This window comes from Neisseria sp. N95_16 (assembly GCF_002551535.2).
Lineage (GTDB): Bacteria > Pseudomonadota > Gammaproteobacteria > Burkholderiales > Neisseriaceae > Neisseria > Neisseria brasiliensis.
The window spans coordinates 1-13,910 of record NZ_PDBT02000067.1 but is presented as its reverse complement, the minus strand read 5'-3'; the positions used below and the strand labels follow the sequence as shown (position 1 = coordinate 13,910).

Here is a 13,910-nt window from a genome sequence, read left to right as displayed (position 1 = left end):
CCGCCGACCGAGAAAGACATTGGACTATGAGACACCGGGTGATCTGTTTTCAGCAGCCCTTGCCAATGGCATTTGAGCGTTGCACTTGAAATGCGAATGTAAGGCCGTCTGAAACTTTGCTGTTTCAGACGGCCTGTTTATTTTAAGAAAGTTAAATTAAAACAATATCATACTGTTCTTGCGTGTAAGCAGTTTCTACGGCCAGCGAAATCGGTTTGCCGATAAAATCAATCAGCATGGCCAACGATTGAGATTCTTCATCAAGAAACAAATCAATCACATTCGGCGCGGCGAGAATGCGGAATTCCTTGGCATCAAAGCGGCGGGCTTCACGCACAATCTCGCGTTGAATCTCGTAGCACACGGTTTGTGGTGTTTTCAGACGGCCTCGACCTTGGCAGGAAGGGCAAGGCTCACACAAGATTTGGTTTAGGTTTTCGCGTGAGCGTTTGCGGGTGAGTTCGACCAAACCTAGGCTGGTAAAGCCGTTGAGCGTGACACGGGTGCGGTCGAAACTCAAGGCTTTGGCCAGTTCCTGCAACACGGCTTCGCGGTGTTCTTCTTTGGCCATATCGATGAAATCGATGATGATGATGCCGCCCAAATTGCGCAGACGCAGCTCGCGGGCGATGGTGTGACAGGCCTCGAGATTGGTGCGGAAGATGGTTTCATCAAAATTGCGTGCGCCGACAAAGCCGCCAGTGTTCACATCGATGGTGGTCATCGCTTCAGTCGATTCGATAATCAAATAGCTGCCAAAATTCAGATTCACGCGCGGTTGCAGCGAGCGGCTGATTTCCTGCTCGATGTTGTGGGTTTCAAACAGCGGGCGGTCGCCTTTGAACAATTCCAATTTGTCCACCGCACCTTGCACATACAATTGCGCAAACTCAGTCATACGACGGAAATTTTCAGTAGAATCGACCAGAATTTTTTGCGTATCCACACTAAACATATCACGCAATACGCGCAAGTTGAGCGACAAATCTTGGTAAAGCAGGGTTTCAGGCGGCTGGGTTTTCGATTGGTGCTGAATGTGTTCCCACACTTTGGTCAGGTAATGAATATCGGCCTGCAATTGCTCGTCGGTGGCGTTTTCCGCATTGGTGCGGATGATGTAGCCGTGGCACGCGCTTTCGGGCAGTAAATTCAGCAAACGCTCGCGCAGAATGGTGCGCTCGGCATCGTCTTCAATGCGTTGCGAAATGCCGATATGCTCTTCCTGAGGTAAATGCACCAAAAAACGGCCGGCCAGCGAAATCTGCGTAGAAAGGCGCGCGCCTTTGGTGTTGATTGGGTCTTTGATGACCTGCACCAAAATGGTTTGCCCTTCAAACAGCATATGCTCAATGCGCTGTGTTTCGTCGGGATTGCGGCGTTGCTCCAAAACATCGACGATGTGCAGGAAAGCCGCACGCTCTAAGCCGATGTCGATAAACGCGCTTTGCATGCCGGGTAAAACGCGGCGCACCACGCCTAAATAAATGTTGCCGACCAAGCTGTGGCCGGTGTTGCGCTCGATGTGCAACTCGCAAATGTTGTTTTCTTCCAAAACCGCCACACGCGTTTCCTGCGGGGTGATGTTGACCAAGACGGTTTCGGGCGGACGAATGGTGTCCTTAGGAATCGGAATACCTGCTAACATATTGAATTTCCAAGAATATAAAAAATACTTTTGCAATCTGCCCGCTGGGGGCAAACAGATTGCAAAAGTAGCTTTGTCTTGCCTTGGTAATGATACTTCAAAAGCCGTTTGCCTGCCATGACTATGATGGTCTTATAAGCACCCGATAGGCCGTCTGAAAACGTAGCAGCAAACATCGCCAACCTTTAGCACGACCGCTTATCTGAATTCATCATCCATTCACACGCCCACTTGTAAAATGCGCCTTATGCCCATATAGTGTTTAAAAGCATTCAAGAAAGCGCATTATGCAACCCGTAACCATGTACACTGGCGCGTTTTGCCCATATTGCACCATGGCAAAAAAGCTTTTGGCCGCCGTGGGCGTGACCGAAATCAAAGAAATCCGTGTGGATAAAAATCCGGCCGATTTTGCCGAAATGCAACAATTGAGCGGTCAGCGCAGCATTCCGCAAATTTTTATCGGCGACACCCATGTCGGCGGTTTTAACGATTTATATCGCTTGCAACAGCAAGGCGAATTAATTGAATTACTCAACCCATAACCCTAAACAGATAGGAAAACAAAATGGCAGAAGAATTGCAACCTGTATTCAGCATTGAGCGTTTGTATGTAAAAGATTTGTCTTTGGAAGTGCCTAACGCACCACAAATCTTCTTGGAGCAAGGCGATCCTGAAGTCGATATGCGCGTGTCAACCGCCAGCCAAAAGCTGGAAGAGGGCATTTACGCCGTTGACGTAACCGTGACCGTTACCGCTAAGCTGAACGCAGAGCGCACCATGTTCCTGAACGAAGTGACCCAAAGCGGCATTTTCCGTTTGGAAAATATTCCGGAAGAAGACACCCAATTGCTGTTGGGCGTGGCTTGTCCGAACATCTTGTTCCCATACGCGCGCGAAGCCATTTCTTCAACCGTGACCCGCGCCGGCTTCCCACCGGTATTGTTGGCACCAATCAACTTCGAAGCGATGTACCAACAACAGCAAGAAGGCAATGCTTAATTTGCAGTCTTGATGTTTCATCAAAAGGCCGTCTGAATTTCAGACGGCCTTTTTTCCGTTAAAATACGGCAAACACGATTGCTTTGAATATAACCGCCATGATGACACCCGAAACCCAAAAACAGCTCAAAGTCACCGACACCACCGCCAAAAAGCTCGACAAGCTGAATTTAAACAGCGCGTGGGATTTGGCGCTGCACCTGCCTTTGCGCTATGAAGACGAAACCCACATCATGCCGATTGCCGATGCGCCGGTGGGCGTGCCGTGTCAGGTGGAAGGGGAAGTGGTGCATCAGGAAGTGACCTTCAAGCCGCGCAAGCAATTGGTGGTGCAGATTGCCGATGGTTCTGGCAGCGTGTTGCATTTGCGTTTTATTCATTTTTACGCCAGCCACCAAAAGCAAATGGCGGTGGGCAAACGCATTCGCGCGGTGGGCGAAATCAAGCGCGGGTTTTACGGCGATGAGATGATTCACCCGAAAATCCGCGATGCCGAGAGTACCGGTTTGGCCGAAAGCCTTACACCGATTTACCCGACGGTGAGCGGCTTAAACCAGCCGACCCTGCGCCGCATTGTTCAGACGGCCTTAGACAGCATTCCTTTGCACGACACCTTGCCCGACGATTTATTAGGCCGTCTGAAACTGCCACACTTGGCCGAAAGCCTGCGCCTGCTGCACTCGCCGCCGCCGAGCTTCACCATACACCAGCTTTCAGATGGCACCTTGCCCGCATGGCAGCGGCTGAAATTTGACGAACTGTTGGCGCAGCAACTGTCCATGCGCTTGGCGCGGCAAAAACGCGTCAGCGGCGCAGCGGCACCGTTAAACGGCGACGGCAGCTTGGTGCAAAAGCTGCTTGACTCGTTGCCATTTTCCCTGACTCAAGCGCAGCAGCGCGTGGTGGGCGAAATCAAGCAAGATTTGACCGAAACCTTTCCCATGCACCGCCTGCTGCAAGGCGATGTTGGCAGCGGTAAAACCATTGTCGCCGCCTTGTCCGCACTCACCGCCATCGAAGCCGGTGCGCAAGTCGCGGTAATGGCGCCGACCGAAATTTTGGCCGAACAACACTTTATCAAGTTCAAACAATGGTTTGAGCCACTCGGTTTGACCGTGGCTTGGCTTTCCGGCAGCCAGCGCAAAAAAGAAAAAGACAGCAACAAAACCGCTATTTCAGACGGCCTTGCCCAAATCGCCGTTGGCACGCATGCGCTGTTTCAAGACGATGTTGCCTTCCACAATCTCGGCTTGGTGATTGTCGACGAGCAACACCGCTTCGGCGTGGCGCAACGTTTGGCCCTAAAAAACAAAGGCAACGACGTGCATCAGCTGATGATGTCGGCCACGCCGATTCCGCGCACATTGGCCATGAGCTTTTTCGCCGATTTGGACGTGTCCGTCATCGACGAATTGCCGCCCAACCGCACGCCGATTAAAACACGGCTGGTGAATAGCGTGCGCCGTGCCGAAGTCGAAGGGCTGGTGTTGGGCACTTGCCAAAAAGGGCAGCAGGCGTATTGGGTGTGTCCGCTGATTGAAGAGAGCGAAACGCTGCAACTGCAAACCGCCGTTGATACTCTTGCCGAGCTTCAGACGGCCTTACCCGAACTCAACATCGGCTTGGTGCACGGCCGCATGAAACCCGCCGAAAAAGCCGAAGTGATGGCCGAATTTATCGCAGGCCGTCTGAATGTGTTGGTGGCGACGACCGTGATTGAAGTTGGTGTCGATGTACCCAATGCCAGCCTGATGGTGATTGAACACGCCGAACGCATGGGCTTGGCGCAATTGCACCAGCTGCGCGGCCGTGTGGGGCGTGGCGCCGCCGCCAGCGCCTGCGTGCTGCTGTTTACCGAGCCATTAAGCGAACTGGCCAAAGCGCGCCTGAAAGTGATTTACGAACACACCGACGGCTTTGAAATCGCCCGCCAAGACTTGAATATCCGCGGCCCCGGCGAATTCTTAGGCGCACGTCAAAGCGGCGTACCGATGCTGCGGTTTGCCAATTTGGAAGAAGATTTGCACCTGCTCGAACAAGCCCGCGAAATTGCGCCGAAACTGATTGCCGAACGGCCGGATATTGTGCAGGCGCACTTGGATCGGTGGTTGAGCAGCCGGGAAGGGTACTTGGGGGTGTGATTTAAGGCCGTCTGAAACGCAATATTTTTCAGACGGCCTGCGTTTACGGTACAATCCAATCACATTATTTATGCCGTCTGAAAAAGGAGAAAAAATCATGAAACCGGAAAATACATTATGCATCGTGGTCGATATTCAGGAGCGTTTGCTGCCTGCGTTGCACGATGCGGAGTCGATGGTTGAGCGCAGCCGTGTGGTGATTCAGGGTTTGCAGGCTTTGGACGTGCCGTTGGTAGCGACGGAGCAGTATCCGAAGGGCTTGGGTAAAACCGTGCCGGCGGTGCAGCTTTTGTTGGGCGATGGGGCAGCGGTGTTTGAGAAAACGCGTTTTTCGGCGGTGATTGCCGAAGTGGAAGCTGTGTTGAATGAGAAGAAAATTGAAAACGTGATTTTGCTTGGTGCCGAAGCGCATGTGTGCATGCTGCAAACGGTGTTGGATTTGCGCGCTAAGGGCTTGGCGGTGTATGTGCCGTTTGATTGCACCACTTCGCGTAATCCGGCCAATAAAGACAATGCGTTGCAGCAAATGCGCGATGCAGGTGCGGTGGTGAGCAACAGCGAAAGCGTGTTGTTCCAATTATTGGGCGACGCGAAGCATCCGGCGTTTAAAACTGTATCGAAACTGATTCAGTAAAGGCCGTCTGAAATGCAATATGTGGTTGCCGAAGCGGTGCAGGACGATTTGCCTGCCATTGTCGCTATTTACAACAGCACGATTGAGTCGCGCCAATCGACGGCAGACTTACAGTCGGTGACGGTAGCCGAGCGGCAGGCGTGGTTTGATGCGCATGGCGGCAAACGGCCGTTGCTGGTGTTAAGGGATGTGCGCAACGAGATTGTGGCGTGGGGCAGCTTCAGCGATTATTATCCGCGCCAAGCCTACCACATCAGCGCGGAAATCAGCGTGTATGTGCGGCAGGATGTACGCGGTGTCGGCGTGGGTAAAGTGTTGCTGCGCTATATGCTGGAGCGTGCGCCGTCGTTGGGCATCCGCAATGTGTTGGCGGTGATTTTCGGTCACAATCACGCCAGTATTCGCTTGTTCCGTTCGTTTGGTTTTGAAGAATGGGGGCGTTTGCCGCAGGTGTGCGATTTGGAAACGCAGTTGGCAGATATTGTGATTTTGGGTAAGAAGATTTTGGATTGATTTTATTGAAGAAAAAAAGCCGTCTGAATTTCAGACGGCCTCTTTATCTTATTTATCTTAACGGCGCAAAATCGCTGAATTGACATATTTCTGCACGCCTGTGGCAATCGCTTGGGCGCAGCGGATGCGGAAAGACGCATCGGCCAACAGCTTTTCTTCAATCGGGTTGGACAGGAATGCCGTTTCGACCAAAATCGATGGAATATCAGGCGCACGTAATACGGCAAAGTTGGCTTCATCCACACGGCCTTTGTGAAGCTGATTGAGCTTACCTAATTCCGTCAACACCGATTGGCCGAGCTTACGGCTGTCGCGCATGGTGGCGGTTTGCGCCATATCGAGCAAGGCATTATCTACGAAGGGGTTGCCGCTGGCACGGACACCACCGATGGCATCGGCGTTATTCTGGGTTTGTGCCAGAAATTTGGCTGCTGCGCTGCTGGCTCCGCGCGGGTTGAGAATATACACACCGGTGCCACGGGCGGTGGGACTGGTAAATGAGTCAGCATGTATCGAGATAAATAAATCGGCCTTTTTTGCTCGGGCTTTGGCTACGCGAACATTGAGCGGAATAAAAACATCTTCGTTACGTGTCATGTAAACTGTATAGCCTAAGGCTTCCAGTCGTTTTTTGACTTCGCGCGAGATAGACAAGGCGACGTTCTTTTCTTGCAGTCCCCCTTTACTGATGGCTCCGGGATCCTCGCCACCGTGACCGGGGTCAAGCATGATGATAGGGCGGCGTGTTTTGCTGTTGCTTGGCGGGGATGGGGTATTCACTCTGCGCGGGCGTAATGGATCTGAAGAAGCATTGCCGTTGAGCAAAGCCATCATTGGATCATTGACATCTACGCCGTGTGGATAAAGATCGATTACCAAGCGGTGTTTGAAACCGCCCACCGGCGCCAGTGCAAACACTTGCGGATGCACGCTTTGTTTTAAATCAATCACGATGCGCACGGTGGTCGGCGTGTTTTGGCCGACTCGGATGCTGCGGATAAAAGGATCGTCGGCCAACACTTTTTTGGAAATGCCTTGTAAAACGGTATTGATGTTGACATTTTGAATATCCACGACCAGTCGGTTGGGGTTGTCGAGCAAAAAATGCTGAAACCGCAATACCGCAGATGCTTCAATCGTCACACGTGTGTAGGAGAGTGCCGGCCAGATACGGGCGGCCACAAATTGAACGGGCTTGGCGGTTTTGGCCAACGCGGCAGAAACCGGCGTCAGTGTAAAAAACAAACCCGCCGCTTGGCGGACTATTTGTCGTCGTGTCAGTTTAACCATGCTTCCAAACTTTTTCGGCCGTGAGTGGTGTGGGCGGTGAACACTACTGTTCTGCCGTGTTCTGCGTGATTTAATGAAAGGGTGATGTCTGCGGCGGGCGTAAATTCGCCGCCTTGCTGCGGCCATTCGATCAGGCAAACGCTTTGGCCGTCGAATAAATCGTCTAAGCCGGCATCTTCCCATTCTTCAGGTGTGCTGAAGCGGTAGAGATCGAAATGGTGCAGTGTAAAATCGGCGAGCGGGTAGGATTCGACAATGGCATAAGTCGGGCTTTTTACCGCACCCTGATGCCCTAAACCGCGCAGCAAACCGCGTGTAAACGTGGTTTTGCCGGCGCCCAAGTCACCTTGCAGATAAACCACCAACGGTGCACTCAGCGATTTCGCCCAGTTTGCGCCCAACGCCAAAGTCGCTTCTTCGTCGGCGAGAAAACGGCTCACGCCCGCACCATCAGTCATAAAATTCAGCCTTGTTATTGTGATATAAAGTATAAATTATGCTGGAAACTCGCCGATTTGCAAACCTTACAAATGATAAATTTAGATAAAGTTGGCGTAAAAGCCAAGTAGAGAAGCAGGGTTGATTAAAAAATACAGGTGGGCTGCTTTCAGACGGCCTGGGTTTACGGATAAAACATCAGCCGAAACGGCTATTAAAATGCCGTCTGAAAGCGTGTACAATAACCGCCATATTGACTTTTAAACCCAACCAATCATGAGTATCAGCAAACAACGCCCCATCGGCGTATTTGATTCCGGCGTCGGCGGCCTGACCAATGTTCGCGCATTGATGGAGCGGCTGCCGATGGAAAACATCGTCTATTTCGGTGATACCGCCCGCGTGCCCTACGGCACCAAATCACGCGCCACTATCGAAACCTTTTCTCTGCAAATCGTTGATTTTTTATTGGAACACGATGTCAAAGCCTTGGTCATCGCCTGCAATACCATTGCGGCGACCGCCGGCACGAAAATCCGCCAAAAAGCCGGTAACATGCCCGTATTGGACGTGATTTCCGCCGGTGCCGAAGCCGCGCTGGCGACTACGCGCAACAATAAAATCGGCATCATCGCCACCAACACCACCGTCAACAGCAATGCCTATGCCCGCGCCATTCACGCGCAAAATGCCGATACCTTGGTGCGCACCCAGGCTTCGCCTTTGCTGGTGCCGCTGGTGGAAGAAGGGTGGCTTGAGCATGAAGTCACCCGCCTGACCGTACGCGAGTACCTGAAGCCACTCTTGGCCGACGACATCGACACGCTGGTGTTGGGTTGTACCCACTTCCCACTGCTCAAACCGCTTATCGGCCGCGAAGCGCAAAACGTCACCTTGGTCGATTCCGCCATCACCACCGCCGAAGCCACCGCCAAAGCCTTGGCGCAAGCAGGTTTGCTAAATACAGAAAACGACAACCCGGATTACCGCTTCTACGTCAGCGACATCCCATTGCGCTTCCGCACCATCGGTGAACGCTTCCTGGGTAGGAGTATGGAGCAGATTGAAATGGTAACGTTGGGTTGATGGGTGATATTAAAGGCCGTCTGGAATTTCAGACGGCCTTTGCTTTATAGCCAACTTAAGCCAAGAAATCCAAGCCTATGTCCAACGAGCGGCTGCTGTGGGTCAGATAGCCGAGGGCGATGCCGTCCACGCCGGTTTGTGCCACGCGTTTCAGGCGGTTGAAGCCGATGCCGCCCGATGCTTCGCAATAGACGGTGTGAGGGTGGGCGGTTTGTGTGTGGCAGCGGTTTACCGCTTCTTTTAAGGTTTCGTCGTCCATATTGTCCAGCAAAATCCGTTCCGCGCCCGCCGCGATGGCTTCGTCCAGTTGTGCCAGCGTGTCCACTTCGATTTCCACGCAGGTCAACGGTCCGACTGCCTGCTTTGCCTGCTGCACAGCTTGGGCGATGCTGCCGCAATAGGCGAGGTGGTTGTCTTTGATAAGGATGGCGTCGTCCAAGCCCATGCGGTGGTTTACGCCGCCGCCTGCTCTGACGGCATATTTTTGCAGGACACGAAGCAGTGGGATTGTTTTGCGGCTGCACACGATGTCTGTACCGTATTCGGCGACTTCGGCAACGGCATGCGCGGTGGCGGTGGCGATGCCGCTTAAGTGCGTGAGGTAGTTGAGCGCGGTGCGTTCAGCGGTGAGCAGCGCGCGGGCGTTGCCTTCGACGGCGGCAAGCGTCTGACCTGCGCGAACGGCTTGCCCGTCTTGAATTTCAGCTTGGAAACGGACGGACGGATCCATCGTCTGAAAGGCAAGGTGCGCCAAATCTATGCCTGCTATTACGCCATCTTCGCGGCTGATCAGGAAAAGTTTGGCAGTTTTATTGGGCGCTATAACGGCTGCGGACGTGATATCTCCTCGCCTGCCCAGATCTTCGCTTAAGGCTTGTTCTACCATGGGGCGCAACAGGGTATCGGGGAGAGGAAGAAGATTGTTTTCAGACGACATGAAGGTTCCTTTGTTGAAAAATATTGATATTGCCCGATGGGGCAAAACTTCATTTGAGGCCGTCTGAAAATCAGTTAGCAGCTACCCAGCGGCAGTCCGATATCAGAAATCAGCTGATCGGGCAGAACGTCATCTCGGAATCGGTAAAGCTGTGCAGGACGGCCTTTGCTGCCTGATACGCCGGTATCCGACGGCTCGATGAGGTTTTGCTGCTGAATCTGGCGGCGGAAGTTTTGCTTGTGCAGCAATCTGCCGCTGATGGCTTCGACGCTGTTTTGCAGTTGCAGTAGTGTAAATTCGGGCAGCATCAGTTCAAAAATCACGGGACGGTATTTGATTTTGGCACGTAGGCGGGATAAAGCTGTCGCCAATACGCGGCGGTGGTCGTGGCGCATGGGCTGCCCCGTGAGCGCGAAGTCGAAGTTTACCTGCGGCTCGGCGGCTTCCGCTATCAGGCCGCTTTCATACAGCATTTCATAGCGTTGCAAAACGTATTCTTCCGACCAGTTTTCCGGTTCGACCCCCCAGCACAAATGAATGCGCTTGAGCCGCTTTTGGCGCACTTCCTCCGTATCCGCCGAGTTTGCCCAAATGCGCAGGCGGCTGACGATGGCGTCGCGCAGCCCGTCGTCGGTACGCAAATCTTCCCATGGAAAATAGCCGTAGCAGTCCTGCCATTTTGCGTCGGGGTGCAGGATGCTGTCGGCTGCCTCGCGCACCAGCCCCAAATAGCTGACGTACAAGACAGGTAGGCCTTGCTCGTTTTGACGGCGCGTATCTACAAACGTATAAAGCTGTTCCACATAGCCCATAGGCTGTGATGTCTGTTTGGCAACCCACATCCTGACTCCTGCTTGTAGAGAGTGGCGAAGCGGTGCAAGCAGGCCATTGGGTAATAGCTCTCCTTTGGCAACTGTCAAAACCCTCAAGCTGTCGTTTGTAATGGCGATCAGTACAGGAACAAGCTCGACGATACTTTGCGTATTGGCTGCTGTTTCAGGATAGGCATCCATGCGTGGCTTTCATTCAAGAGAAAACCTTATTGTAAACCAAAGCGGTTTTCAGACGACCTTGCTTATTATACTCAATTTGAGCATAATATAAAAATATTTCAAAATATAAACGGCAAATCTTTATGCCGTCTGAAAAACCAGCCATAAGGAAGTCTCATGCAAACCGCCGCCCGCCGCTCGTTCGATTATGATATGCCACTCATCCAAACGCCGACTTCTGCCTGCCAAATCCGTCAGGCGTGGGCAAAGGTTGCCGACACGCCCGACCGCGAAACGGCAGGTCGTCTGAAAGACGAAATCAAGGCCTTGCTGAAGGAGAAAAATGCGGTCTTGGTGGCGCATTATTACGTCGATCCGTTGATTCAGGATTTGGCTTTGGAAACGGGCGGATGTGTGGGAGATTCGCTGGAAATGGCACGCTTCGGCGCGGAACACGAAGCCGGTACATTGGTGGTGGCGGGTGTGCGATTCATGGGCGAGAGCGCGAAAATCCTCTGCCCTGAAAAAACGGTGCTGATGCCTGATTTGGAAGCGGAATGTTCTTTGGATTTGGGTTGTCCGGAAGAGGCGTTTTCAGCGTTTTGCGACCAACACCCCGACCGCACGGTAGTGGTGTACGCCAACACTTCCGCCGCCGTGAAAGCGCGTGCCGACTGGGTGGTAACGTCTTCGGTGGCGTTGGAAATCGTGTCGTATCTGAAATCGCGCGGCGAGAAGCTGATTTGGGGACCCGACCGCCACCTCGGCGACTACATCCGCCGCGAAACGGGCGCGGATATGCTGCTGTGGCAGGGTTCGTGTATCGTCCACAACGAATTCAAGGGGCAGGAACTGGCGGCGTTGAAGGCGGAACACCCCGACGCGGTGGTGCTGGTTCATCCTGAATCGCCGCAAAGCGTCATCGAGCTGGGCGACGTGGTCGGCTCGACCAGCAAATTGCTCAAGGCCGCCGTATCGCGTCCTGAAAAAAAATTCATCGTGGCGACCGATTTGGGCATCCTGCACGAAATGCAAAAGCAGGCGCCCGACAAAGAATTTATCGCCGCACCGACGGCGGGCAACGGCGGAAGCTGCAAAAGCTGCGCGTTCTGCCCGTGGATGGCGATGAATTCGCTGGGCGGCATCAAATACGCCCTGACAAGCGGACACAACGAAATTCTGTTGGACAGGAAGCTGGGCGAAGCCGCCAAACTGCCCTTGCAGCGTATGCTCGACTTCGCGGCAGGACTCAAGCGCGGGGATGTGTTCAACGGTATGGGCCCCGCCTGATTTTCCGTCCATATTGCCGTTTCAGACGACCCCTCAAACAAGGACAACACCATGCAAACCGATTGCGACGTATTGATTGCCGGAAACGGGCTGGCGGCACTGACGCTCGCCCTGTCGCTGCCTGAGTCGTTCCGCATCGTCATTTTGTGTAAAAACCGGCTGGACGACACCGCAAGCCGTCATGCGCAAGGAGGGATTGCGGCGGCGTGGTCGGGAGAGGACGACATCGAAAAACACGTCGCCGATACTTTGGAAGCGGGTGCAGGTTTGTGCAACGAAGCCGCCGTCCGCACCATCCTGTCGCAGGGCAAACCGGCAATCGAATGGCTGCTGGCGCAGGGCGTGGCGTTCGACCAAAATAATAACGACCTGCACCTGACGCGCGAAGGCGGGCACACCTGCCGCCGAATCGCCCACGTCGCCGACTACACGGGCGAAGCCGTCATGCAGAGCCTGATTGCCCAAATACGCCGCCACCCGAACATCCGCGTTTGCGAGCGGCAGATGGCGTTGGACATTCAAATCGAATCAGGCGCGGCGTGCGGGCTGACCGTCCTCGACTGTCGAACGCAAGAAACCTACCGCATCCGCGCCCGCCATACCGTACTTGCAGGCGGCGGCTTGGGACAGATTTACGCCGCCACCACCACGCCACCCGAATGCACGGGCGACGCCATCGCCATGGCGATACGCGCAGGCTGCGCAGTCGAAAACCTCGAATTTATCCAATTCCACCCCACAGGCTTGGCAAGGCCGTCTGAAAACGGCCGCACCTTCCTGATTTCCGAAGCCGTACGTGGCGAAGGCGGCATCCTGACCAACCAATCGGGCGAACGGTTTATGCCGCATTACGACCGCCGCGCCGAACTTGCGCCGCGCGACATCGTTGCCCGCGCTATCGCCGCCGAAATCGCCAAGCAAACGCAAGACTTCGTCTCACTCGATATCAGCCATCAACCCGCAGAGTTCGTCCGTCAGCATTTCCCGTCCATCCATCGGCACTGCCTGTCCCAATGCGGCTTGGACATCACGCACCAAGCCATCCCCGTCCGCCCAGTGCAACACTACACCTGCGGCGGCATCCAAACCGACCCCAGCGGCAGAACCTCCCTGCCACAGCTCTACGCCTTAGGCGAAACCGCCTGCACCGGCTTGCACGGAGCCAACCGCCTCGCCAGCAACTCCTTGCTCGAATGCGTCGTTACCGCCAGACTTGCCGCCCAAACCATCGCGGACGGACAAGCGTTCCAAACCGTACCGTCCAAAAGGTCGTCTGAAAACCCCACCGCCGAAACAGACATCTTTTTAGACGACCTTCAAAACACATTCAGCCGCCCCGTCCTGCAAACGTTCAACCAACGCCATCTGGGCATCCTACGCAACGATACCGACCTACGCCATGCTATCGCCCAACTGCGGCTTTGGAAGCAAAACCAAGCCGAACCGCACACCGCGTCCGAATACGAAAACCGCAACCTACTCGAATGCAGCCTCGCTGTCGCCCAAGCCGCATACGCTAGACGGCAAAATATTGGCGCGCATTTTAATAGGGATTGTTAAGGTTGGCTGGTTAGAAAAAAATCGTTCAAATAAATTTGAATAGCATGGTTGAGAAATTGGCATTCAGTTTTTAGGGTTGCGTAAGTTGGGTTATTATTTTGTTCTAAAAGTAGAAAGGCCCTTACATTCGCCTAACAAGTGCAATTTCCAATAACAGAAAAGGCCAGTATGCGGTAGTATACTGCCTTTCCTGACAAGAAAGATTGCAATATGGCCTACACACAACTGACCTCACACCAAAGATACTACATTTCCAGACATTACCGCAACCTACCCCTAAACCAAATCGCACAGAACATCGGTTGTCATCCCGCCACCGTCAGTCGGGAAATCAGACGGCATTCCGTCAACGGAACCTACTGTTACCGAAAAGCACAACAG

General features: G+C 53.6%; 14 protein-coding genes. 9 read left to right on the top strand and 5 right to left on the bottom strand.

Annotation, left to right across the window (positions count from 1 at the left end; all coding sequences use genetic code 11):
- Window positions 1–151 precede the first annotated feature (151 nt).
- The gene (gene rng / locus CRG49_RS10190; RefSeq protein WP_095503606.1) at window positions 152–1,645 is read right to left on the bottom strand and encodes a ribonuclease G; all 1,494 of its coding nucleotides are present in this window, start codon (window positions 1,643–1,645) and stop codon (window positions 152–154) included.
- 287 nt (window positions 1,646–1,932) lie between these two features.
- Between rng and grxC the strand changes: the two genes are divergently transcribed.
- The 5 genes from grxC (at window position 1,933) to CRG49_RS10160 (ending at window position 5,936) form a co-directional block, all read left to right on the top strand.
- Window positions 1,933–2,190, top strand: a complete 258-nt coding sequence (gene grxC, locus CRG49_RS10180) for a glutaredoxin 3 (RefSeq protein WP_095503608.1) — start codon at window positions 1,933–1,935, stop codon at window positions 2,188–2,190.
- Between the two features lie 23 nt (window positions 2,191–2,213).
- A complete protein-coding gene (secB, locus tag CRG49_RS10175; protein WP_095503609.1) occupies window positions 2,214–2,648 on the top strand; it encodes a protein-export chaperone SecB in 435 nt (144 codons plus the stop codon).
- 98 nt (window positions 2,649–2,746) lie between these two features.
- Window positions 2,747–4,789 (top strand): ATP-dependent DNA helicase RecG, encoded by a 2,043-nt coding sequence (recG, locus tag CRG49_RS10170; RefSeq protein ID WP_095503610.1) that lies wholly within the window; start codon window positions 2,747–2,749, stop codon window positions 4,787–4,789.
- 97 nt (window positions 4,790–4,886) lie between these two features.
- Window positions 4,887–5,423, top strand: a complete 537-nt coding sequence (locus tag CRG49_RS10165) for an isochorismatase family protein (RefSeq protein ID WP_095503619.1) — start codon at window positions 4,887–4,889, stop codon at window positions 5,421–5,423.
- Window positions 5,424–5,435: 12 nt separating this feature from the next.
- The gene (locus tag CRG49_RS10160; RefSeq protein ID WP_095503611.1) at window positions 5,436–5,936 is read left to right on the top strand and encodes a GNAT family N-acetyltransferase; all 501 of its coding nucleotides are present in this window, start codon (window positions 5,436–5,438) and stop codon (window positions 5,934–5,936) included.
- 57 nt (window positions 5,937–5,993) lie between these two features.
- On the opposite strand, the gene CRG49_RS10155 is transcribed toward CRG49_RS10160, so the two are convergent.
- Together CRG49_RS10155 and tsaE are read right to left on the bottom strand one after the other, a co-directional pair.
- Entirely contained in the window at window positions 5,994–7,226 is a 1,233-nt protein-coding gene (locus CRG49_RS10155) for an N-acetylmuramoyl-L-alanine amidase (protein ID WP_095503612.1), read from the bottom strand.
- Window positions 7,214–7,684: a tRNA (adenosine(37)-N6)-threonylcarbamoyltransferase complex ATPase subunit type 1 TsaE gene (gene tsaE, locus CRG49_RS10150; protein ID WP_095503613.1), complete on the bottom strand. Its 471-nt coding sequence runs from the start codon at window positions 7,682–7,684 to the stop codon at window positions 7,214–7,216. The genes CRG49_RS10155 and tsaE overlap by 13 nt, the downstream gene beginning before the upstream one ends.
- A gap of 256 nt (window positions 7,685–7,940) precedes the next feature.
- Here tsaE and murI point away from each other — a divergent pair, with 256 nt between their 5' ends.
- A complete protein-coding gene (gene murI / locus CRG49_RS10145) occupies window positions 7,941–8,750 on the top strand; it encodes a glutamate racemase (protein ID WP_154143257.1) in 810 nt (269 codons plus the stop codon).
- 55 nt (window positions 8,751–8,805) lie between these two features.
- Here the strand turns inward: murI and nadC are convergent, their stop codons facing one another.
- Window positions 8,806–9,687 (bottom strand): carboxylating nicotinate-nucleotide diphosphorylase, encoded by an 882-nt coding sequence (gene nadC, locus CRG49_RS10140; protein ID WP_095503615.1) that lies wholly within the window; start codon window positions 9,685–9,687, stop codon window positions 8,806–8,808.
- Window positions 9,688–9,761: 74 nt separating this feature from the next.
- Window positions 9,762–10,700 carry a hypothetical protein gene (locus CRG49_RS10135; RefSeq protein ID WP_095503616.1) on the bottom strand — a complete coding sequence of 313 codons (939 nt, stop codon included), beginning with the start codon at window positions 10,698–10,700 and terminating at the stop codon, window positions 9,762–9,764.
- A gap of 156 nt (window positions 10,701–10,856) precedes the next feature.
- Between CRG49_RS10135 and nadA the strand changes: the two genes are divergently transcribed.
- The 3 genes from nadA to CRG49_RS13955 all read left to right on the top strand — a co-directional run.
- Window positions 10,857–11,969, top strand: coding sequence for a quinolinate synthase NadA (gene nadA, locus CRG49_RS10125; protein WP_070655630.1), 1,113 nt, complete (start codon window positions 10,857–10,859; stop codon window positions 11,967–11,969).
- A 51-nt stretch (window positions 11,970–12,020) separates the two neighbouring features.
- Window positions 12,021–13,529: an L-aspartate oxidase gene (nadB, locus tag CRG49_RS10120; RefSeq protein ID WP_095503618.1), complete on the top strand. Its 1,509-nt coding sequence runs from the start codon at window positions 12,021–12,023 to the stop codon at window positions 13,527–13,529.
- 210 nt (window positions 13,530–13,739) lie between these two features.
- Window positions 13,740–13,910, top strand: a 171-nt coding sequence (locus CRG49_RS13955) for a helix-turn-helix domain-containing protein (protein WP_157807888.1), incomplete at its 3' end; no start/stop codon positions are given.

What these genes read in the sequence shown, in the direction of transcription:
- rng (WP_095503606.1), bottom strand. Translation starts at nt 1,645, where the DNA reads ATGTTAGCAGGTATTCCGATTCCTAAGGACACCATTCGTCCGCCCGAA.
- grxC (WP_095503608.1), top strand. Translation starts at nt 1,933, where the DNA reads ATGCAACCCGTAACCATGTACACTGGCGCGTTTTGCCCATATTGCACC.
- secB (WP_095503609.1), top strand. Translation starts at nt 2,214, where the DNA reads ATGGCAGAAGAATTGCAACCTGTATTCAGCATTGAGCGTTTGTATGTA.
- recG (WP_095503610.1), top strand. Translation starts at nt 2,747, where the DNA reads ATGATGACACCCGAAACCCAAAAACAGCTCAAAGTCACCGACACCACC.
- CRG49_RS10165 (WP_095503619.1), top strand. Translation starts at nt 4,887, where the DNA reads ATGAAACCGGAAAATACATTATGCATCGTGGTCGATATTCAGGAGCGT.
- CRG49_RS10160 (WP_095503611.1), top strand. Translation starts at nt 5,436, where the DNA reads ATGCAATATGTGGTTGCCGAAGCGGTGCAGGACGATTTGCCTGCCATT.
- CRG49_RS10155 (WP_095503612.1), bottom strand. Translation starts at nt 7,226, where the DNA reads ATGGTTAAACTGACACGACGACAAATAGTCCGCCAAGCGGCGGGTTTG.
- tsaE (WP_095503613.1), bottom strand. Translation starts at nt 7,684, where the DNA reads ATGACTGATGGTGCGGGCGTGAGCCGTTTTCTCGCCGACGAAGAAGCG.
- murI (WP_154143257.1), top strand. Translation starts at nt 7,941, where the DNA reads ATGAGTATCAGCAAACAACGCCCCATCGGCGTATTTGATTCCGGCGTC.
- nadC (WP_095503615.1), bottom strand. Translation starts at nt 9,687, where the DNA reads ATGTCGTCTGAAAACAATCTTCTTCCTCTCCCCGATACCCTGTTGCGC.
- CRG49_RS10135 (WP_095503616.1), bottom strand. Translation starts at nt 10,700, where the DNA reads ATGGATGCCTATCCTGAAACAGCAGCCAATACGCAAAGTATCGTCGAG.
- nadA (WP_070655630.1), top strand. Translation starts at nt 10,857, where the DNA reads ATGCAAACCGCCGCCCGCCGCTCGTTCGATTATGATATGCCACTCATC.
- nadB (WP_095503618.1), top strand. Translation starts at nt 12,021, where the DNA reads ATGCAAACCGATTGCGACGTATTGATTGCCGGAAACGGGCTGGCGGCA.